This window comes from Curvibacter sp. GW821-FHT01G03 (genome assembly GCF_059422285.1).
This window is the reverse complement of the sequence record NZ_JBWKWP010000016.1, coordinates 94,404-112,944: the sequence shown is the minus strand read 5'-3', so window position 1 is coordinate 112,944 and position 18,541 is coordinate 94,404. Positions and strand designations below refer to the sequence as shown.

Below are 18,541 nucleotides of genomic sequence, written 5' to 3'. Positions count from 1 at the left end.
GCGCAGCCCCCGTCATGCCTACAGTCAAGCACCATGTCTGATCCCCTCCTGCCGGCCCTGGTCGATACCTTCGGGCGGCGCATCGATTATTTGCGCGTCTCCATCACCGACCGGTGCGATCTGCGCTGCACCTATTGCCTGCCCAAAGGCTTCAAAGGCTACGAAGAGCCGGCCCACTGGCTGCGCCCGCCCGAGCTGCTGCGCCTGCTGGGCCTGTTTGTGCGCAGCGGCGTGTCCAAGGTGCGACTCACCGGCGGTGAGCCGCTGCTGCGGGGTGGTCTGACCGGGCTGGTGCGCGGCATTGCGGCCTTGCCGGGCCTGCGCGATCTGTCCTTGTCCAGCAACGGCACCCAACTGGCCCGGCTGGCCCGCGAATTGCGCGAAGCCGGCCTGCAGCGCCTCAACATCAGCCTGGACACCCTGGACCGGGGCTGTTTTGCCCGCATCACCGGACGTGACGCGCTGGGCAGCGTGCTGGAGGGCCTGCAGGCGGCCCAGGCCGCAGGCTTCAGCCCCATCAAACTCAACATGGTGGTGCAACCGGGCGTGAACCTCGACGAGGTGGCGAGCGTGCTGGCCTTCGCCATGGCCCATGGCCATGTGTTGCGGCTGATCGAGCCCATGCCCATGGGCACCACTGGCCAGGCTGTGGCGCCGCCCGACCTCAGTGCCCTGGGCCAAAGCCTGGCGCAGCAGCACGGCCTGCTGCCTTGCGTGATGGGCCAGGGCGGGGGCCCCGCACGCTACTGGGCCAGCCCGGACGGTCGCGCCAGCCTGGGCGTGATCACGCCCCTGTCGCAGCACTTCTGCGCCACCTGCAACCGCGTGCGCCTGGGGGTGGACGGCACCCTTTACCTTTGCCTGGGGCAGAACGACCGGGTGCCGCTGGGCCCGATGCTGCGGGCCGGTGCCAGCGACGCCGAGTTGTTGAAGGCGCTTCATGCGGGCATCGCGGCAAAGCCCGAGCGCCATGTGTTTCAAGAGCAACCCCAGCATGTGATGCGATTCATGGCGCAAACCGGCGGATGAAGGACATCACCAAATCACCAAAGCGCACAATTCATGCTGCAAACGATTGGAGAATGGATTGAGCCTGCCGCCGGAGCCCTTGGAGCCAGAACCGATGCCGCCAGCCTCAGACCCGGCACGGGTCCGGCTGCGCGCCCGCCTCTCGGGCCTGGGCCTGGCTTCCAAGCTGATGGGCATCGGCGGGCTGTGCCTGGTGCTGGCGCTGGCCTCGGTCGGGCTCACGCTGTGGGTGACCTGGCAATTGGAGGGCGGTGCCGCCGCCGTCAACGAAGCCGGGCGCATGCGCATGCAAAGCTACCGGCTGGCCCTGCGCCTGCAGACCCCGGTGCCCGACACGGGCCGGGCCGAGCTGAATCAGCAGGTGCAAGGCCAACTGCAGGACTTTGACGCCAGCCTGAGCCTGCTGCGCGATGGTGACCCCGCCCGCCCCCTGGCCGTGCCCTGGGACCAGGACACAAGGGCCCATTTCGAGCTGGTGCAGCGGCGCTGGCAACCCCTGCGCGAGCTGGCCGGTGAACTGGCCGTCCAGCGACCTGGCCCCGGGCTGAGCCTGCAGGTGGACGACTTTGTGCATGAGGTGGACAGCTTTGTCTCGGCCATCGAGCTGCACCTGGCGCAATGGACCACCCTGCTGCGCACGCTGCAGCTGGTGATGATGTCGCTGGCCCTGCTCAGTGCCCTGGTGCTGTTGTACGTGGGCCATGTGCTGGTGCTGGACCCGGTGCGCCGACTGCAGCGCAGCCTGGGCCGCATCGAGCAGGGCGACTTCGGCACCCGCGTCCAGGTGGCCAGCCACGACGAACTGGGCGCCCTGGCCGAAGGCTTCAACCGCATGGCTGAGCGCCTGCAAGACCTTTACAGCGGGCTGGAAGGCAAGGTACGAGAGAAAACGGCCCGCCTGCAACTGGAGCAGCAGCGCCTGCGCACCCTGTACGAGACCGCCACCTTTGTGGCCCAGGCGGACACCCTGCAAGCCCTGGCCCAGGGGTTTTCACGCCAGTTGCGCAGCATTGCCGAGGCCGACGCGGTGGCCATTCGCTGGTCAGACGAGGCCAACCAGCGCTATGTGCTGCTGGCCAGCGATTGCCTGCCCAAGGTGATGGTGGAAGAAGAGCACTGCGTGCTCACCGGGGACTGCCTGTGTGGCGCATCGTCCGAACGCGCAATGGCCCAGCCACTGAAGGTGATCCCCATCCTGGATGCGGCGCGGCTGACCCCGCCCGACGGTGCCAGCCAGCGGGTGCAGCAGCATTGCGAGCGCGCCGGCTTCAGAACCCTGGTGACGGTCAGCCTGACCTGGCACCAGCGGGTGCTGGGCGAGATTGAACTCTTCTACCGCCACGACACGGTGCTGGGCCCTGAGGAGCGCAGCCTGTTCGAAGCCCTTGCCAGCCACCTGGCGGGGGCGATGGAAAACCTGCGCAGCGCCGCACTGGCGCGCGAATCGGCCGTGGCCGACGAGCGCCAGATGCTGGCCCGCGAGCTTCACGACTCCATCGCCCAGTCACTGGCCTTTCTGAAGATCCAGATGCAGTTGCTGCGCAGCGCCATGAACGACTCGCGCCCGGCGGCCGTCGAGGCCACCCTCGATGAGCTGGACGCCGGCATCCGCGAAAGCTACAGCGATGTGCGCGAACTGCTGCTGCACTTTCGCACCAACACCCATGCCGAGGACATGGAGCCCGCACTGCGCGAGACCCTCTCCAAGTTCGAGCTGCAGGCCGGCATCCGGCCCAGCCTGTCCATCCACGGCGAAGGCCTGCCGATTGCGCCCGATGTACAGGTGCAGGTGCTGCACATCGTGCAGGAGGCGCTGTCCAACATCCGCAAGCATGCCCACGCCCGCCAGGTCGAGGTGTGTGTCGACACCCACCCGCAATGGCAAGTCACCATCCGCGACGATGGCCTGGGCTTTGACGCCCGGGGCGGCCCGCCCGATGGCACCCATGTGGGACTGCGCATCATGCGCGAGCGTGCCGAACGCATCGGCGCGCAACTGACCCTCGAATCGGGCCACCAGGGCACCTGCGTGACCTTGCGCCTGCCTCAGAATCCGCAGCCTGCTGCGGCCCAGCCCCACGAAGCCCCTGTGACATGACCCTGCCTCCTCCGATCCGACTGCTGGTGGTCGACGACCACAAACTGTTCCGTCGCGGCCTGGTGGCCTTGCTGTCTCAGCAGCCCAGCCTGCAGGTGGTGGCCGAAGCCACCGATGCGGGCGAAGCCCTGAAGCTGGCCGCCCAGCACGCGCCCGAGGTGGTGCTGCTGGACAACCACCTGCCCGGCGTGCACGGGGTCGATGTGCTGCCCCAGTTGATGGCGCTGTCGCCCACGCCCCAGGTCATCATGCTCACGGTGAGCGAGGATGCCGAAGACCTGTCGCAGGCCCTGGCGCGTGGCGCCAGCGGCTACCTGCTCAAGACGGTGGATGGCGACGAGCTGGTGACCTCGATCCGCCGGGTGCGCGAGGGCCAGTCGGTGGTCTCGCCCGAGATGACGGGCAAATTGTTTGCCGCCTACCGGCAGGCCGTGGCGGCAGCCCCGGCGCCAGACTTCAACGCTGAACCTGCTGAGGCGCCCCCCCCTGAGCCGCAGGTGCGCCCGTCCGAATCGGCGCTGGCAGCGTCCAAGCTGTCGCCCCGCGAGCGCGAGATTCTGCGCGAGATCGCGCGTGGCGCCAGCAACAAAGAGATCGCCCGCACCCTCAAGATCGCCGAGACCACGGTCAAGATCCACGTGCAACACATCTTCCGCAAGCTCAACCTGAGCTCGCGGGTGCAGGCCGCGGTGTACGCCGTGACTGATCCAGATCAAAGCTGACGCTCGGGCTACTCCTTTCGGAGGATGGTGCCTGCCCGGATGCAGGATGTTCACGGCGCACTGATTTTTTGACACTGGGGACCACTCAAAAGGAGGTTCCCCCATGTCTTCACGCGGCAAAGCGCTTTCGGTACTGACCGTCAGCACGCTCGCCTTCACGGTGTGCTTCATGGTCTGGATGATGTTCGGCGTCATCGGCATCCCGATCCGCAAGACCCTGGGCCTCAACGCCACCGAATTCGGCCTGTTGACGGCCATGCCGGTGCTCACGGGTTCGCTGGTTCGTGTGCCCCTGGGGGTGTGGACCGACCGCTTTGGCGGGCGCATCGTGATGATGGGCACCCTCCTGGCCTGCGTGCTGCCGATCTGGCTCATGAGCTACGCCACCCAGTACTGGCAGTTTCTGGTGCTGGGCCTGTTCGTGGGCCTGGCCGGGGGCGTGTTCTCGGTGGGCACCCCTTACGTGGCGCGCTGGTTCCCCAAGCACCAGCAGGGCTTTGCCATGGGCGTGTTCGGCGCCGGCAACTCGGGTGCCGCCGTCAACAAGTTTGTGGCCCCGGCCCTGATCGTGGCCTTTGGCTGGGCGGTGGTGCCGCAGGTGTATGCCGCCATCATGCTTGGCGTGGCCGTGCTGTTCTGGTTCGGCAGCGCCAGCGACCCCAGCCACCTGGTGACCAGCAAGACCAGCTGGGGCGAACAGCTCAAGACGCTGAAGGACCCGCGCGTGCTCAAGTACTGCCAGTACTACAGCATCGTGTTCGGCGGCTATGTGGGCCTGAGCCTGTGGATGGTGCAGTACTACGTGGGCGAGTATGGCCTGGACATCCGCTGGGCCGCCCTGCTGGCCGCCTGCTTCTCGCTGCCCGGGGGCGTGCTGCGCGCCATCGGTGGCTACCTGTCTGACAAGCACGGCGCGCACCAGATCACCTGGTGGGTGCTGTGGGTGAGCTGGATCTGCCTGTTCCTGCTGAGCTACCCGCAGACCGACTTCAGCATCACCACCGTCAACGGGGTGCGCAGCTTCCACATCGGGCTCAACGTCTACAGCTTCACGGCCCTGATGTTCACCCTGGGCATTGCGTTTGCCTTCGGCAAGGCCAGCGTGTTCAAGTACATCAGCGATGACTACCCCGGCAACATCGGCGCCATCTCGGGCGTGGTGGGCCTCGCCGGTGGCCTGGGCGGCTTTGTGCTGCCGATCCTGTTCGGCGTGCTGCTCGACCTCACGGGCGTGCGCTCCAGCGCTTTCATGCTGCTCTACGGCGTGGTCTGGGTCTCGCTGATCTGGATGTACTTCACCGAAGTGCGCAGCCGCGACGTGCTGCGCGGCAACCCGGCCTGAGAAGCCCCCCCCCGACAACCCCTTCAAAAGGAATCCCCATGTCAAGCAAGACCGTGGCGCCCCAGCGCGCCCGCCCCGGCAAGACCCTGGCGGTCTGGACCCCGGAAGACAAGGCCTTCTGGGCCTCGCAGGGCCAGGCCATCGCCAAGCTCAATCTGTGGCTGTCGGTGCCGGCCCTGTTCCTGGCCTTTGCCATCTGGCAGCTGTGGAGCGTGGTGGCCGTGAACCTGCCCCTGATGGGCTTCAAGTACTCCACCAACCAGTTGTTCTGGCTGGCCTCGGCACCGGCCCTGTCGGGCGCCACGCTGCGCATCTTCTACTCGTTCATGGTGCCCCTGGTGGGCGGGCGGCGCTGGACAGCGATCTCCACCGCCTCGCTGCTGTTGCCCGCCATCGGCATCGGCATCGCGGTGCAAGACCCCAACACGCCCTACCCCACCATGCTGATGCTGGCCCTGCTGTGCGGCCTGGGCGGCGGCAATTTCTCGTCGTCGATGGCCAACATCAGTTTCTTTTTCCCGAAAGAGCGCAAGGGCTCGGCGCTGGGCGTGAACGCCGGCCTGGGCAACCTGGGGGTGTCGGTGGTGCAGTTTCTCAGCCCCATCATCATCTCGGTGGGCGTGTTCGGTGTGCTCGGCGGCGAGCCCCAACACATCAGCAAGGCGGGCCAGGTGATCGACGTGTGGGCGCAGAATGCCGCCTTCGTGTGGGTGCCGTGGATTGCGCTGACCGCCGTGGCCGCCTGGTTCTTCATGAACGACATCGCCGACGCCAAGGCCTCGTTCGCGGCACAGGCGGCCATCTTCCGCAACCCGCACAACTGGGTGATGTGCCTGCTGTACCTGGGCACCTTCGGCTCGTTCATCGGCTATGCCGCCGGCTTTCCGCTGCTCATCAAGTCGCAGTTCAAGGACGTGAACCCGCTGGCCTACGCCTGGATGGGACCGCTGGTGGGGGCCCTGATCCGCCCCGTGGGCGGCTGGCTGGCCGACAAACTGGGCGGCGCCCGCGTCACGCTGTGGAACTTCGTGGTGATGGCCCTGGCCGTGGTCGGGGTGCTGTTCTTCCTGCCCAAGGGCACGGGCAGCAGCCTGGCCCTGCCCTGGGGCCCGGCCGAGGGCAGCTTCACGGGCTTTTTCCTGATGTTCCTGGTGCTGTTCTTCACCACTGGGGTCGGCAATGGCTCCACCTTCCGCATGATCCCGGTGATCTTCATCGACCTGAAGACCCGCCGCGCACCGCGCAACGATGAGGTGGCCCAGGCCCAGGCCGTCAAGGAAGGCAACACCGAATCGGCCGCCGTGCTGGGCTTCAGCGCCGCCGTGGCGGCCTATGGCGGCTTTTTCATCCCCAAGAGCTATGGCTCGTCGATCGCCAGCACCGGCGGCCCTGAGCTGGCGCTGCTGACCTTCATCGTCTTTTACCTGCTGTGCATCGTGGCCACCTGGTGGTTCTACGCCCGCCGCGATGCCGATGTGCCCTGCTGAGCACGCCCCCCGAACCGACCCCAACGGAGCCATTCCATGAGTCATTTTCTGGACCGACTGAGCTTTTTTGCCCAGGCCCGCGAACCCTTTTCCAACGGCCACGGCGTCACCACCGGTGAAGACCGCACCTGGGAGGACGCCTACCGCAACCGCTGGCAACACGACAAGATCGTGCGCTCGACCCACGGCGTGAACTGCACGGGCTCATGCTCGTGGAAGATCTATGTCAAAGGCGGCATCGTGACCTGGGAGACCCAGCAGACCGACTACCCGCGCACCCGCCCCGACCTGCCCAACCACGAGCCGCGCGGCTGCGCCCGCGGCGCCAGCTATTCGTGGTACCTGTACAGCGCCAACCGCGTCAAGCACCCCATGGTGCGGGGCGAGTTGCTCAAGCATTGGCGTGCCGCCCGCACCGTGGCCAAGAGCCCGGTGGACGCCTGGGCGACCCTGATGGCCAATGACGAGGTGCGCCGCAGCTGGCAGACCCAGCGCGGCCTGGGTGGCTTTGTGCGCAGCAGCTGGGACGAGGTCAACGAGATCATTGCCTCGGCCAACGTGTACACCATCAAGGCCCACGGCCCTGACCGCATCATCGGCTTCTCGCCGATCCCGGCCATGTCGATGGTGTCGTATGCCGCCGGCAGCCGCTACCTGAGCCTGATCGGGGGCGTGTGCATGAGCTTCTACGACTGGTACTGCGACCTGCCGCCCGCCAGCCCGCAGGTCTGGGGCGAGCAGACCGACGTGCCCGAATCGGCCGACTGGTACAACTCGACCTTCATCATCGCCTGGGGCTCCAATGTGCCGCAGACGCGCACCCCCGACGCGCATTTCTTCACCGAGGTGCGCTACAAGGGCGCCAAGACCGTGGCCGTGACGCCCGACTACGCCGAGATCTCCAAGCTCGCCGACCTGTGGATGCACCCCAAGCAGGGCACCGATGCCGCTGTGGCCATGGCCATGGGCCATGTGATCCTGAAAGAGTTCTACTTCGACAAGCGCAGCGCCTACTTTGACGACTACGCGCGCCGCTACACCGATCTGCCCATGCTGGTGATGCTGCAGGAGCAGGACACCCCGGCCGGTCGCGCCCTGGTGCCGGGCCGTTACCTGCGCGCCAGCGACCTCAGCGCCAGTGCCGCCACGGCCAACGCCGACTGGAAGACCCTGGCCTGGGACGATGAAGGCCAGGTGGTGCAGCCGCAGGGTTCGATCGGCTTCCGCTGGGGCGCCGAAGGCCGACCCGACCAGGGCCGCTGGAACCTGGAGAGCCGCGAAGGCACCGAGGGCCGGCCGGTGCAGCTCAAGCTCTCGGTGCTGGAAGGGGCCGGTGGCAGCACCCCAGCCACGAGCAGCGTGAACAAGGTGGCCTTCCCCTACTTTGGCGGCATCGAGTCGCCCCAGTTCACCGCCAACAAACAAGGTGACGTGCTGCTGCGCAACGTGCCCATGCAACGCGTGCTGGTGCAGCAAGACGGTGTGCCACGCGAAGTCTGGGTGGCCACGGTGTTCGACCTGCAGGTGGCCAGCTACGGCGTGCACCGGGGCCTGCGCAATGCGGCCGGCGACCTGGTGGACGACGGCGCTGCCTCGTACGACGACAACCTGCCCTACACCCCGGCGTGGCAGGAGCAGATCACCGGCGTGCCGCGCCACCAGGTGCTGACCGTGGCGCGCCAGTTTGCCGACAACGCCGACAAGACCCGGGGCAAGTCCATGGTCATCATCGGCGCGGCCATGAACCACTGGTACCACAGCGACATGAACTACCGCGGCATCATCAACATGCTGATGATGTGCGGCTGCATCGGCCAATCCGGGGGAGGCTGGGCCCACTATGTGGGGCAGGAAAAGCTGCGCCCGCAGACCGGCTGGACGGCGCTGGCCTTCGCACTGGACTGGTCACGCCCGCCGCGGCAGCAAAACTCGACCAGCTTCTTCTACGCGCACACCGACCAGTGGCGATACGAAAAGCTGGGGGTGGAAGAGGTGCTGTCGCCGCTGGCCGACAAGACCCAGTTCGGCGGCAGCATGATCGACTACAACGTGCGCGCCGAACGCATGGGCTGGCTGCCCAGCGCACCCCAACTCAAGACCAACCCGCTGCAGGTGTGCCGGGATGCCAGCGCCCAGGGGCTGGACGCCAAGGACCATGTGGTCGACGCGTTGAAGAACGGCGCGTTGCAGATGTCTTGCGAAGACCCGGACGACCCGGCCAACTGGCCGCGCAACATGTTTGTGTGGCGCTCCAACATCCTGGGATCGAGCGGCAAGGGGCATGAGTATTTTCTCAAGCACCTGCTGGGCACCACCCACGGCGTGCAGGGCAAAGCTTTGGGCAGCGATGAAGCGCGGCCGCAAGAGGTGCGCTGGCACGCCGAGGCTCCCCAGGGCAAGCTCGACCTGCTGGTGACGCTGGACTTCCGGATGAGCACCACCTGCCTGTACTCGGACATCGTGCTGCCCACGGCCACCTGGTACGAGAAGAACGACCTCAACACCAGCGACATGCACCCCTTCATCCACCCGCTGTCCACCGCCGTGGACCCGGCCTGGGAGGCGCGTTCGGACTGGGACATCTACAAGGGCTTTGCCAAGAAGTTCTCCGAAGTGTGCGTGGGCCACCTGGGGGTGGAAAAAGAAGTGGTGCTGACACCCATCATGCACGACACCCCGGGCGAGATGGCCCAAGCCTTCGATGTGCGCGACTGGAAGCGCGGCGAGGTTGAGCTGATCCCCGGCAAGACCGCCCCGCAGATCACGGTGGTCGAACGGGACTACCCCAACACCTACCGCCGCTTCACCGCCCTGGGCCCGCTGATGGACAAGCTGGGCAACGGCGGCAAGGGCATCGGCTGGAACACCCAGGACGAGGTGCGCCAGTTGGGCGAGCTCAACGGCACGGTGCGTGAAGCCGGCGTGAGCCAGGGCCGACCCTCGATCGACACCGACATCGACGCGGCCGAGGTGGTGATGATGCTGGCCCCCGAGACCAACGGCCATGTGGCCGTGAAGGCCTGGGAGGCCCTGTCCAAACAGACCGGGCGTGAACACGCCCACCTGGCCCTGCACCGCGAGGACGAGAAGATCCGCTTCCGCGACATCCAGGCCCAACCGCGCAAGATCATCTCCTCGCCCACCTGGTCGGGGCTGGAGAGCGAGAAGGTCAGCTACAACGCCGGCTACACCAATGTGCATGAACTGATCCCATGGCGCACCCTGACCGGTCGCCAGCAGTTCTACCAGGATCACCCCTGGATGCGGGCCTTCGGGGAAGGTTTTGTCAGCTACCGGCCGCCGGTGGACCTGAAGACCCTGGCCGAAGTGCAGGGCCTGAAGCCCAACGGGCACCGCGAGATCGCGCTGAACTTCATCACGCCGCACCAGAAATGGGGCATCCACTCGACCTACACGGACAACCTGCTGATGCTCACGCTGAACCGTGGCGGGCCAGTGGTCTGGCTCAGTGAGGACGACGCCAGGAGCGCCGGCATCGTGGACAACGACTGGGTCGAGCTGTTCAACGCCAACGGTGCCATCGCGGCCCGCGCGGTGGTCAGCCAGCGGGTGAAGAACGGCATGGTGATGATGTACCACGCCCAGGAAAAGATCATCAACACCCCGGGCTCGGAGATCACGGGCACGCGCGGCGGCATCCACAACTCGGTGACCCGCATCGTGCTCAAGCCCACCCACATGATCGGTGGCTACGCCCAGCTCAGCTACGGCTTCAACTACTACGGAACGATAGGCACCAACCGCGACGAGTTCGTGGTGGTGCGCAAGATGGCCCGGGTCGATTGGCTCGACGGCGAAACCACCCAAGGAGCACACGCATGAAGATCCGAGCCCAAATCGGCATGGTCCTGAACCTGGACAAATGCATCGGTTGCCACACCTGTTCGGTGACCTGCAAGAACGTCTGGACCAACCGCCCCGGCGTGGAATACGCCTGGTTCAACAACGTCGAGACCAAGCCTGGCATCGGCTACCCCAAGGAATGGGAAAACCAGGACAAATGGAACGGTGGCTGGGTGCGCAAGGCCGACGGCCGCATCGAGCCCCGCCAGGGCGGCAAGCTCAAGCTGTTGATGCGCCTGTTTGCCAACCCCAACCTGCCCGAGATCGACGACTACTACGAGCCTTTCACCTTCGACTACGAGCACCTGCAAAGCGCGCCCAAGTCCAAGGCACCGCCCACGGCGCGCCCGCGCAGCCTGATCACCGGGCAGCGCATGGAGAAGATCGAATGGGGCCCGAACTGGGAGGAGATCCTGGGCGGCGAATTCAGCAAGCGCAGCAAGGACAAGAACTTCGACGCGATCCAGAAGGACATCTACGGGCAGTTCGAGAACACCTTCATGATGTACCTGCCGCGCCTGTGCGAGCACTGCCTGAACCCGACCTGCGTGGCCAGCTGCCCCTCGGGCTCGATCTACAAGCGCGAGGAAGACGGCATCGTGCTGATCGACCAGGACAAGTGCCGCGGCTGGCGCATGTGCGTGTCAGGCTGCCCGTACAAGAAGATCTACTACAACTGGCAAAGCGGCAAGGCCGAAAAGTGCATCTTCTGCTACCCCCGCATCGAAGCCGGTCAACCCACCGTGTGCTCCGAGACCTGCGTGGGCCGCATCCGCTACCTGGGCGTGCTGCTGTATGACGCCGACCGCATAGAGCAGGCGGCCCAGACCGAACACGACCGCGACCTGTACCAGGCCCAGCTCGACGTGTTCCTCGACCCGCACGATCCGGCCGTGATCGAGCAGGCCCGCCGTGACGGCGTGCCCGAAGCCTGGCTGACCGCGGCGCGCAACAGCCCGGTCTACAAGATGGCCGTCGACTGGAAGGTGGCCCTGCCCCTGCACCCCGAATACCGCACCCTGCCCATGGTCTGGTATGTGCCCCCGCTGTCGCCCATCCAGGCCGCCGCCAACTCGGGCGATCTGGGTGTGAACGGCGAGATCCCGGATGTGAACCAGCTGCGCATCCCCGTTCAGTACCTGGCCAACCTGCTGACCGCAGGCGACACCGGCCCCGTGATGCGGGCGCTGGAACGCATGCTGGCCATGCGGGCCTACATGCGCTCGCGCCATGTGGACCAGGTGGAGAACACCGCGGTGCTGAACCAGGTCGGCCTGGACGCCGCCACGGTGCAGGACATGTACGACATCATGGCCATCGCCAACTACGAAGACCGCTTTGTCATCCCCAGCACCCACCGCGAGTACGCCGAGAACACCTTCGATGTGCGCGGCGGCTGCGGCTTCTCGTTCGGCAACGGCTGCTCGGACGGCGCCAGCGACACCAGCCTGTTCGGTGCCAAGAAGAAGCGCACCATCCCGATCAAGGCAGAGGAATGAGCATGAACACGCCCCATCATCCAGCCTCCACGGCCCCTGCGACCCCGGCGTCCAACCCCCGGGCCCGCAGCCTGCGCGCCCTGGCTCATCTGCTGACCTACCCCGACGCCACCTTGCGGCAGGTGTTGCCGGAGATCGAGGCTGCGCTGCAAACTGATGCGGCGCTGTCGACCGAGCGCCGAGCCGGGCTGCTGGCCCTGACCCAGGCCCTGCTGCAAAACCACCCGCTGGAGGTTGAAGGCGATTATGTCGACCTGTTCGACCGTGGGCGAGCCACCTCGCTGCACCTGTTTGAGCACGTGCACGGTGACTCGCGCGACCGGGGCCCGGCCATGATCGACCTGCTGCTCACCTACGAGCAAGGCGGCCTTTACCTGGACCCGGCCCGCAGTGACGGCGAGCTGCCTGACTACCTGCCGGTGGTCCTGGAGTTCGCCTCCACCCTGCCACCAGAGGCCTGCTGCGACTTCATTGGCGAGTTTGCCCACATCCTCAACAGCGTGCACGACGCCCTGGAGGGCCGCCAGAGCGCCTATGCCCAGGCTGTGGCCGCTGTGCTGGAGCTGGGAGGGCAAGCCCTGGTGGCGCGCCCCCTGGTGGCCGAACCCGCCATGGACGACAGCTGGGCCGAGCCCGAAGCCTTTGCCGGCTGCAGCAGCCCGGGCCAGCAAAAGCCTGGCGACAGCCAGCCCATCCATTTCATGCCCCGCACCGGGGCTGCCCCCACACGAGGAGCCTTGTCATGAGCCTCAGCCATCAATTCGTCTTCGGCATCTACCCCTACCTCTGTGGCGTGATCTTTCTGCTGGGCAGCCTGATCCGCTTCGACCGCGAGCAGTACAGCTGGCGCAGTGAATCCAGCCAGATGCTGGCCTCAGGCAGCCTGCGCTGGGGCTCCAACCTGTTCCACGTGGGGGTGATCGGCCTGTTCTTCGGTCACCTGTTCGGCATGCTGACGCCGCCCGAGATCGTGCACGCCCTGGGCGTGAGCCCGGCGCAGAAGCAGCTGTTGGCCGTGGTGGCCGGGGGCACCCTCGGTAGCCTGGGTCTGGTGGGCCTGCTGCTGCTGATCCGCCGCCGCCTGGGCAACGCCCGGGTGCGCGCCACCTCGCGCAAGCGCGACTTCGTGGTGCTGTTCTGGCTGCTGGCCACCCTGTTGCTGGGCCTGTCCACCGTGCCGCTGTCGCTGCAGCACAGCGATGGCGCCACCATGCTGCTGCTGATGGCCTGGGCACGGCACATCGTGACGTTCCAGGGCGATGCAGCCAGCCTGATCGCGGGCGTATCGCCGGTGTTCAAGCTGCACATGTTCATGGGCATGAGCCTGTTCGCCCTCTTCCCGTTCACCCGCCTGGTGCATGTGTGGAGCGGCTTTGCCTCGGCCGGCTATGTGGCCCGCCCCTGGCAGATCGTGCGCAGCCGCAAGATCGGCCTTTGAGCCGGCGAGCTTTTGATCAAGGAACGCCCCATGGCACCCACCACCCCACAGCCCCTCCCCTTGAGCGTGGCCGGCCAGCGCCTGGACCAGGACCGCAACGACCTCAGCGAGGCCGAGCGGCACCAGCGTGCCCGCCTGGCCCTGCTGCGCCTCGCGGCCATGGCCGACGGCCTGTTGCCCGACAGCGACCCGGCCCCCCATGACGGCGTGCTCAGCGAGGCCGCAGCCGATGCCATCGACCAGTGGCTGGAGCAGAACCTTCAAGTACCCGACCCCGACGAAGCGGCCTGCCGCCGCTACCATGCCGCACACCGCGCCCGCTATGCCGTGGGCGAGCGGGTGCAGGCCCGCCACATCCTGTTTGCGGTCACCCCGGGCACCGATGTCAAGGCGCTGCGCGGTCGCGCCGAGCAGGCCTTGCTGAGCCTGCGCGCAGAGCCGCAACACTTTGCCGAGCAGGCCGCCGCCCTGTCGAATTGCCCCAGCGGACAGCATGGGGGCGAATTGGGTTGGCTGAGCGAAGCCGATTGCGCCCCCGAACTGGCCCGCGAACTGCTGGGCCAGGACGCAGACCGGGCCCACGTGGGGGTGCTGCCACGCCTGGTGCATTCGCGCTTCGGCCTGCATGTGGTGGAGGTCTTGGCCCGAGAGCCCGGCCAGCACCCCGAGTTCGAACAGGTGCGCGACGCCGTGGCCCAGGCCATGCGGCAAAGCGCCTGGATCACAGCGCTGCGCCAGCAATTGCTGGTGCTGGCCGCCCGCTGGCCGGTGCAGGGCGTGGCGCTGGAGCAGGCGGGGTCAGCGCTGATGCAGTGAGGGCGCGCTCACGCGCCACGCAACCGTGTCATCACGGCGTCGGCCTGGGCCTGTGCTTCGGCGTTGTCGCCAGCCCAGGCCACAAAGGCATCGGGACGCACCAGGATCAGGGGCGCCTCGTAGCGGATCAGCTCCTGCTCTCGCGGGGCTGCGATCAGCGTCAGGGGCAGGCCTGCACGGGTGGCCGCGTCTTGCAGTGCCTGCACGGCTTCGGTGGCGGCCCCCAGGGCCAGCAAGGTGTAGCCGCTGCCCAGGGCCTCGAACACATTGCGCCCATCGGGCAGCGCAGCGGGTGCCAGATGATGCCCTGCACGGGCCTTGAATTGATGCGAGCCCTTGGCGCTGCAAGCGGCCGCGCTCGGCCCGCCCGTGATGAGCGGGGAGCCTTCGTAATGAGGCTCAAAGGCATGGACCTCGCCCACCGCCCCTTGTGCGCGGGCCTGCCAAGCCTGCTCGAAGGCAGCCCGGTCCTGTTGAGGATCGAATGCGGCCAGAAAGTCGCGGTCGGTGGCAATGGAGCGGGCAATGAAGTCTTCGATCGTGGAGGCGAACACGGGGCGACGCTCCGCGTCGTAGGACGCCAGCAGGGCCTCGCCGCCCCAGCCTTGCCGATGCGCGGCCAGCTTCCAGCCCAGATTGCGGGCGTCTTCCAGACCTGAATTGATGCCATACCCCCCATACGGCGGATGGCTGTGCGCAGCATCACCGGCCACGAAAACGCGCCCCTGGCGGTACTGGTCGGCCAGCATGAATCGAAGATCCCAGAAGCCGATGTGATCGAAATCGACATCGAAGGACTCGCCCACGGCCTCCTGAAGATAGGCCTTGAAATCGAAGTTGTCCGCCGTGGTGCCGGCCGGCACAGGGGCATGGAAGAACCATTGACCTTGCAAGTCGACACGCCCGAAGAACTTCCAGTAGCCCTTCAACTGAGGATGCAGCACGTTGAAATAGGACTTGCCAGGGTAGCGCTCCAGCATGCGCTGATTGAGCTGGGCCGAGCGAAAGACGAGCAGCACCATGAGGCTGTCGTGGTCGGTGCGGGTCTGGTGGATACCCACCTGCTCCCGAACCCGGGATCGGGCACCATCGCAGGCCACGAGATAAGGGGCCCGAAGTTGCTGACTGGCGCCCCCATCGCGGGGCCGCACGATGACACTGACGCCATCCGCATCTTGCAGCACGCTGTCGGCGTCCCAGCCATACAGGGTCCGGATGCCCGGGATCTCGGCCACCCTGCTGCGCATGACCGCCTCAGTGGCGTATTGCGGCAGCCGTTCGTTGGCCGTGAAGTAGAAAGGCTTGACCAGATCGCGTTGCAGCCAGTCATAGGCATAGGGCCCGAGCAGGGTGCCATAGGCCGTCAACCCTCCGATGCCATAGGTGGGCGGGATGGTTCGCGCAGCCCGCAGGGCCGGCTCGGCGCCCCAGGCATGGAAGTGCTCCAGGGTGCGCTGGGTCAGGTTCTGCCCTTTGGGGATGGGCTGAGGTTGCAGATGGCGCTCCACCACGGTGCAGGCCACGCCGCGCTGTCCCAGCTCGATGGCCAGGCCCATGCCGACGGGCCCTCCCCCCACGATGATGATGTCAGTGTCCATGTTCTTGTCCTTGTTCTCGATTGGCGTTTTTCTGTGGGTCAGCGCTGGGTAGGCCAGGCTGTTGCGGGTCGATGCCAGCTCAGTCGGCGGTGATGCCCTGCTCACGGATCAGGTCGCCCCAGCGCCGGGCGTCGGCTTGCATGATCTGCTGCAGGGATTGGGGGCTGCTGGATTCAGGGGTCATGCCCTGGCTTTCGAAGGCCGTGCTGACATCGGGCTGCGCCAGGATGGCCTTGACCTCCTGGTTGACACGCTGGATGAAGGCCGGAGGGGTGGCGGCCGGCCCGAGCAATCCATACCACATGTCCACGTTCAAGTCGCCGAGGTTGAGGCTGCGCAGGGGCGGCACCTCGGGCAGCAACCGTGAGGATTGGTCAGAGCTGATGGCCAAAGCGCGCAACTTGCCGCTCTTGACATGCTGCAGTGCCACATGAATGGGCAGGAACATCAGGTCGATCTGCCCCCCCAGCAGTTCGGTGAGGGCAGGCGCTGTGCCGCGGTAGCTCACATGGGTCAGCGCGATCTTCGTCCGGGCCTTGAGCAGTTCCATGGCCAGGTGATGGGGCGTGCCGGCACCTGGTGAGCCGTAGTTGAGCTCGCCTGGATGGCTGTTGGCGTAGCTGATCAGGCCGGCCAAAGAGTCCACCTTCTTGCTGCTTCCCACCACCAACAGCAGTTGACCACGGCTGGTCAGGGTGATCGGCGCCAGATCCTGCAGGGGGTTGAAGCCGAGTTTCGGGTACAGCGAGGGGTTGATCACCAGGGTGTTGACGGTCACCAGAAGGGTGCTGCCGTCGGGTGTGGCCCGGATCACCTCCTGGGTGCCAATGTTGCCCGAGGCACCAGGCTTGTTGTCGACGTAGACCTGGCACTTGAGCCGAGCCGACAAGGGCGCGGCCAGTTGGCGGGCGATCAGGTCGATGCCCGTGCCGGGAGTGAAAGGCACCACCAACCGAATCGTGGACGGGCCAGGGGCTTCGGCTGCAGCGGCCACCCGGGGCAGGAACAGGGCGGAGGCCCCGGCCTGCAGGGCCTGACGACGAGACAGTTCGCCAAATACAACGGGGCTTGGGGACATGGTGTGACAAAGGTTGACGACGGGATGGATTCCAAACGCTTTTTTGATATAAATCAAACGAAATATTCTGCTTAATTCTTCAAAAATTTTGATCAATGTCGACAGCCGCCAGCTCATGGCGTTTTTGGAAATCACCCGCCATCAGAACTTTGCCAGGGCAGCCCACAGCGTGCACTTGTCACCGTCTGGGGTGAGCATGCTCGTCAAGGAGCTGGAGCGTCAGGTTGGGGCCCAGCTCTTTGAGCGCACCACGCGTTCGGTGGCATTGACCGAGGCCGGTCTGCGCCTGGTGCCGGTGGCCGAACGCATTCTTGAGGAATTGCATGGCCTGGGTGAGGCCGTGCGCGGCACCGAGGAGGCCTTGCGTTCACGCCTGGACATCGCGGCCACCCCCATCGTCGCCGCGAGTCTGTTGCCCCAGGTCCTTGGTGAATTCAGCCGCGACCACCCTGGCGTGAGGATGCGTTTGGCCGATCTTCCCGTGGGGGCGGTCCATGACGCGGTCATCCAGGGGGAGGCCGACCTGGGTCTGGGCTTTTTCGTGAAGGCTGCCCCCAGCCTTCTGCGCGAGCCATTGTGCCGTTTCCGGCTGGTCTGCATCAGCCCACCGGGGGTGGGATCAGCCAGCCAACGAGGTCGCCGGACCTGGCGCAGCCTGGCCGACGTGAACTTGCTGAGCCTGCCTGCCGACAACCCGATCCAGGCGGTGATCGAAAGCCACCTGCCGCGTCGTCTGGCCCGCACCGGGGAGCGCATGACGATGAACTTTCTGGGTTCTTTGATCGCCATGGTCGAAGCCGGCATGGGGCACGCCGTGGTGCCCTCCATCGTGATGGCCGAGTGTCTGCGGCATGGCCTGACTGTCGAGTTGCTGGAAGAGCCGGCCGTGCACCTTGAGCTCTTCGTTGTGACTCGCCGTGGCGCAGCGGTCAAAGCACAGGCCCAGGCCTTCGAGAGTGTTCTGAGAGCCGCTGCACAGCGGCTTGAGAAGGCGGGAACATGGGCGCCCGCATGAATCGCATCGGGCCGATTCGGCAAAAGACCTGACTCAGCGCAACGCCAGGGGACGCCCGCGATGAGAGGCACGCCCGGCCCAGCGGATTGAGCCCCCAGCACGTTCTGCACGGCTCACGCCTTCACGCCCCCGGCTTTTTCTGCACAAACGCCCGCGCCTCTTTGTCAGAACGCCGGATGTGCAGCGACAGCCAATCGCGCAGCACACTGGACAGCTGCGACGCCACGGTGATGCTGCCGGCCTCGTACTGCCGCTTCAATGCCTCGAGCTGGCCGATGAAATGGGCGTGACCGATCTGGTGCTGCTCCAGGTCCGGAAACCCCACGCTGCGCATCAGGGCCTCTTCACGGTTCAAGTGGTCTCGGGTGTAGGCCAGCAATGCATCAAGCACCCCTTGCACTACCTCACGCCCCCGCCCCTGGCTGGTGGCGGTGTGCAACTGGTTGACCAGATCGACCAGATGCCGGTGGTCGCGGTCGATGGGGCCGTGGTCGATCACCAGATCGTCGGCCCATTCAAAGTAAGCCATTCAGGATCTCCTGGGTTGAAGCGGGC

The 18,541-nt window shown here is 66.2% G+C and carries 14 protein-coding genes; 11 read left to right on the top strand and 3 right to left on the bottom strand.

All coding sequences use genetic code 11. From position 1 onward, the window contains the following. Positions 1 to 33: 33 nt before the first annotated feature. From moaA to AC07VS_RS21870, 10 genes are all read left to right on the top strand, one after another. Positions 34 to 1,029: a GTP 3',8-cyclase MoaA gene (moaA, locus tag AC07VS_RS21915; protein ID WP_494657045.1), complete on the top strand. Its 996-nt coding sequence runs from the start codon at positions 34 to 36 to the stop codon at positions 1,027 to 1,029. A 94-nt stretch (positions 1,030 to 1,123) separates the two neighbouring features. Next, the gene (locus AC07VS_RS21910) at positions 1,124 to 3,127 is read left to right on the top strand and encodes a type IV pili methyl-accepting chemotaxis transducer N-terminal domain-containing protein (RefSeq protein WP_494751986.1); all 2,004 of its coding nucleotides are present in this window, start codon (positions 1,124 to 1,126) and stop codon (positions 3,125 to 3,127) included. Further along, complete coding sequence (locus tag AC07VS_RS21905) at positions 3,124 to 3,849, top strand: response regulator (RefSeq protein ID WP_494751985.1); 726 nt, start codon at positions 3,124 to 3,126, stop codon at positions 3,847 to 3,849. The genes AC07VS_RS21910 and AC07VS_RS21905 overlap by 4 nt, the downstream gene beginning before the upstream one ends. Positions 3,850 to 3,952: 103 nt before the next feature. Then, the gene (locus AC07VS_RS21900) at positions 3,953 to 5,191 is read left to right on the top strand and encodes an MFS transporter (RefSeq protein WP_494751984.1); all 1,239 of its coding nucleotides are present in this window, start codon (positions 3,953 to 3,955) and stop codon (positions 5,189 to 5,191) included. A 38-nt stretch (positions 5,192 to 5,229) separates the two neighbouring features. Continuing rightward, positions 5,230 to 6,678, top strand: coding sequence for a NarK family nitrate/nitrite MFS transporter (locus AC07VS_RS21895; RefSeq protein WP_494657047.1), 1,449 nt, complete (start codon positions 5,230 to 5,232; stop codon positions 6,676 to 6,678). A gap of 36 nt (positions 6,679 to 6,714) precedes the next feature. Continuing rightward, on the top strand, positions 6,715 to 10,521 hold the full coding sequence (locus AC07VS_RS21890) for a nitrate reductase subunit alpha (protein WP_494657048.1): 3,807 nt from the start codon (positions 6,715 to 6,717) through the stop codon (positions 10,519 to 10,521). After that, positions 10,518 to 12,041 (top strand): nitrate reductase subunit beta, encoded by a 1,524-nt coding sequence (narH, locus tag AC07VS_RS21885; RefSeq protein WP_494657049.1) that lies wholly within the window; start codon positions 10,518 to 10,520, stop codon positions 12,039 to 12,041. Before AC07VS_RS21890 ends, narH begins: the two co-directional genes overlap by 4 nt. A 2-nt stretch (positions 12,042 to 12,043) precedes the next feature. Beyond that, the gene (gene narJ, locus AC07VS_RS21880) at positions 12,044 to 12,787 is read left to right on the top strand and encodes a nitrate reductase molybdenum cofactor assembly chaperone (protein WP_494751983.1); all 744 of its coding nucleotides are present in this window, start codon (positions 12,044 to 12,046) and stop codon (positions 12,785 to 12,787) included. Continuing rightward, a complete protein-coding gene (gene narI / locus AC07VS_RS21875; protein ID WP_494751982.1) occupies positions 12,784 to 13,479 on the top strand; it encodes a respiratory nitrate reductase subunit gamma in 696 nt (231 codons plus the stop codon). The genes narJ and narI overlap by 4 nt, the downstream gene beginning before the upstream one ends. Positions 13,480 to 13,509: 30 nt before the next feature. Further along, positions 13,510 to 14,295: a peptidylprolyl isomerase gene (locus AC07VS_RS21870; RefSeq protein WP_494657051.1), complete on the top strand. Its 786-nt coding sequence runs from the start codon at positions 13,510 to 13,512 to the stop codon at positions 14,293 to 14,295. A gap of 8 nt (positions 14,296 to 14,303) precedes the next feature. Here the strand turns inward: AC07VS_RS21870 and AC07VS_RS21865 are convergent, their stop codons facing one another. After that, positions 14,304 to 15,893 carry an FAD-dependent monooxygenase gene (locus tag AC07VS_RS21865; RefSeq protein ID WP_494751981.1) on the bottom strand — a complete coding sequence of 530 codons (1,590 nt, stop codon included), beginning with the start codon at positions 15,891 to 15,893 and terminating at the stop codon, positions 14,304 to 14,306. A 79-nt stretch (positions 15,894 to 15,972) separates the two neighbouring features. Further along, complete coding sequence (locus AC07VS_RS21860) at positions 15,973 to 16,971, bottom strand: Bug family tripartite tricarboxylate transporter substrate binding protein (RefSeq protein ID WP_494751980.1); 999 nt, start codon at positions 16,969 to 16,971, stop codon at positions 15,973 to 15,975. A gap of 115 nt (positions 16,972 to 17,086) precedes the next feature. On the opposite strand from AC07VS_RS21860, the gene AC07VS_RS21855 reads away from it, so the two are divergent. Further along, positions 17,087 to 17,986 carry a LysR family transcriptional regulator gene (locus AC07VS_RS21855; protein ID WP_494751979.1) on the top strand — a complete coding sequence of 300 codons (900 nt, stop codon included), beginning with the start codon at positions 17,087 to 17,089 and terminating at the stop codon, positions 17,984 to 17,986. Positions 17,987 to 18,107: 121 nt separating this feature from the next. Here the strand turns inward: AC07VS_RS21855 and AC07VS_RS21850 are convergent, their stop codons facing one another. Continuing rightward, the gene (locus AC07VS_RS21850) at positions 18,108 to 18,515 is read right to left on the bottom strand and encodes a bacteriohemerythrin (RefSeq protein WP_494751978.1); all 408 of its coding nucleotides are present in this window, start codon (positions 18,513 to 18,515) and stop codon (positions 18,108 to 18,110) included. Positions 18,516 to 18,541 lie beyond the last annotated feature (26 nt).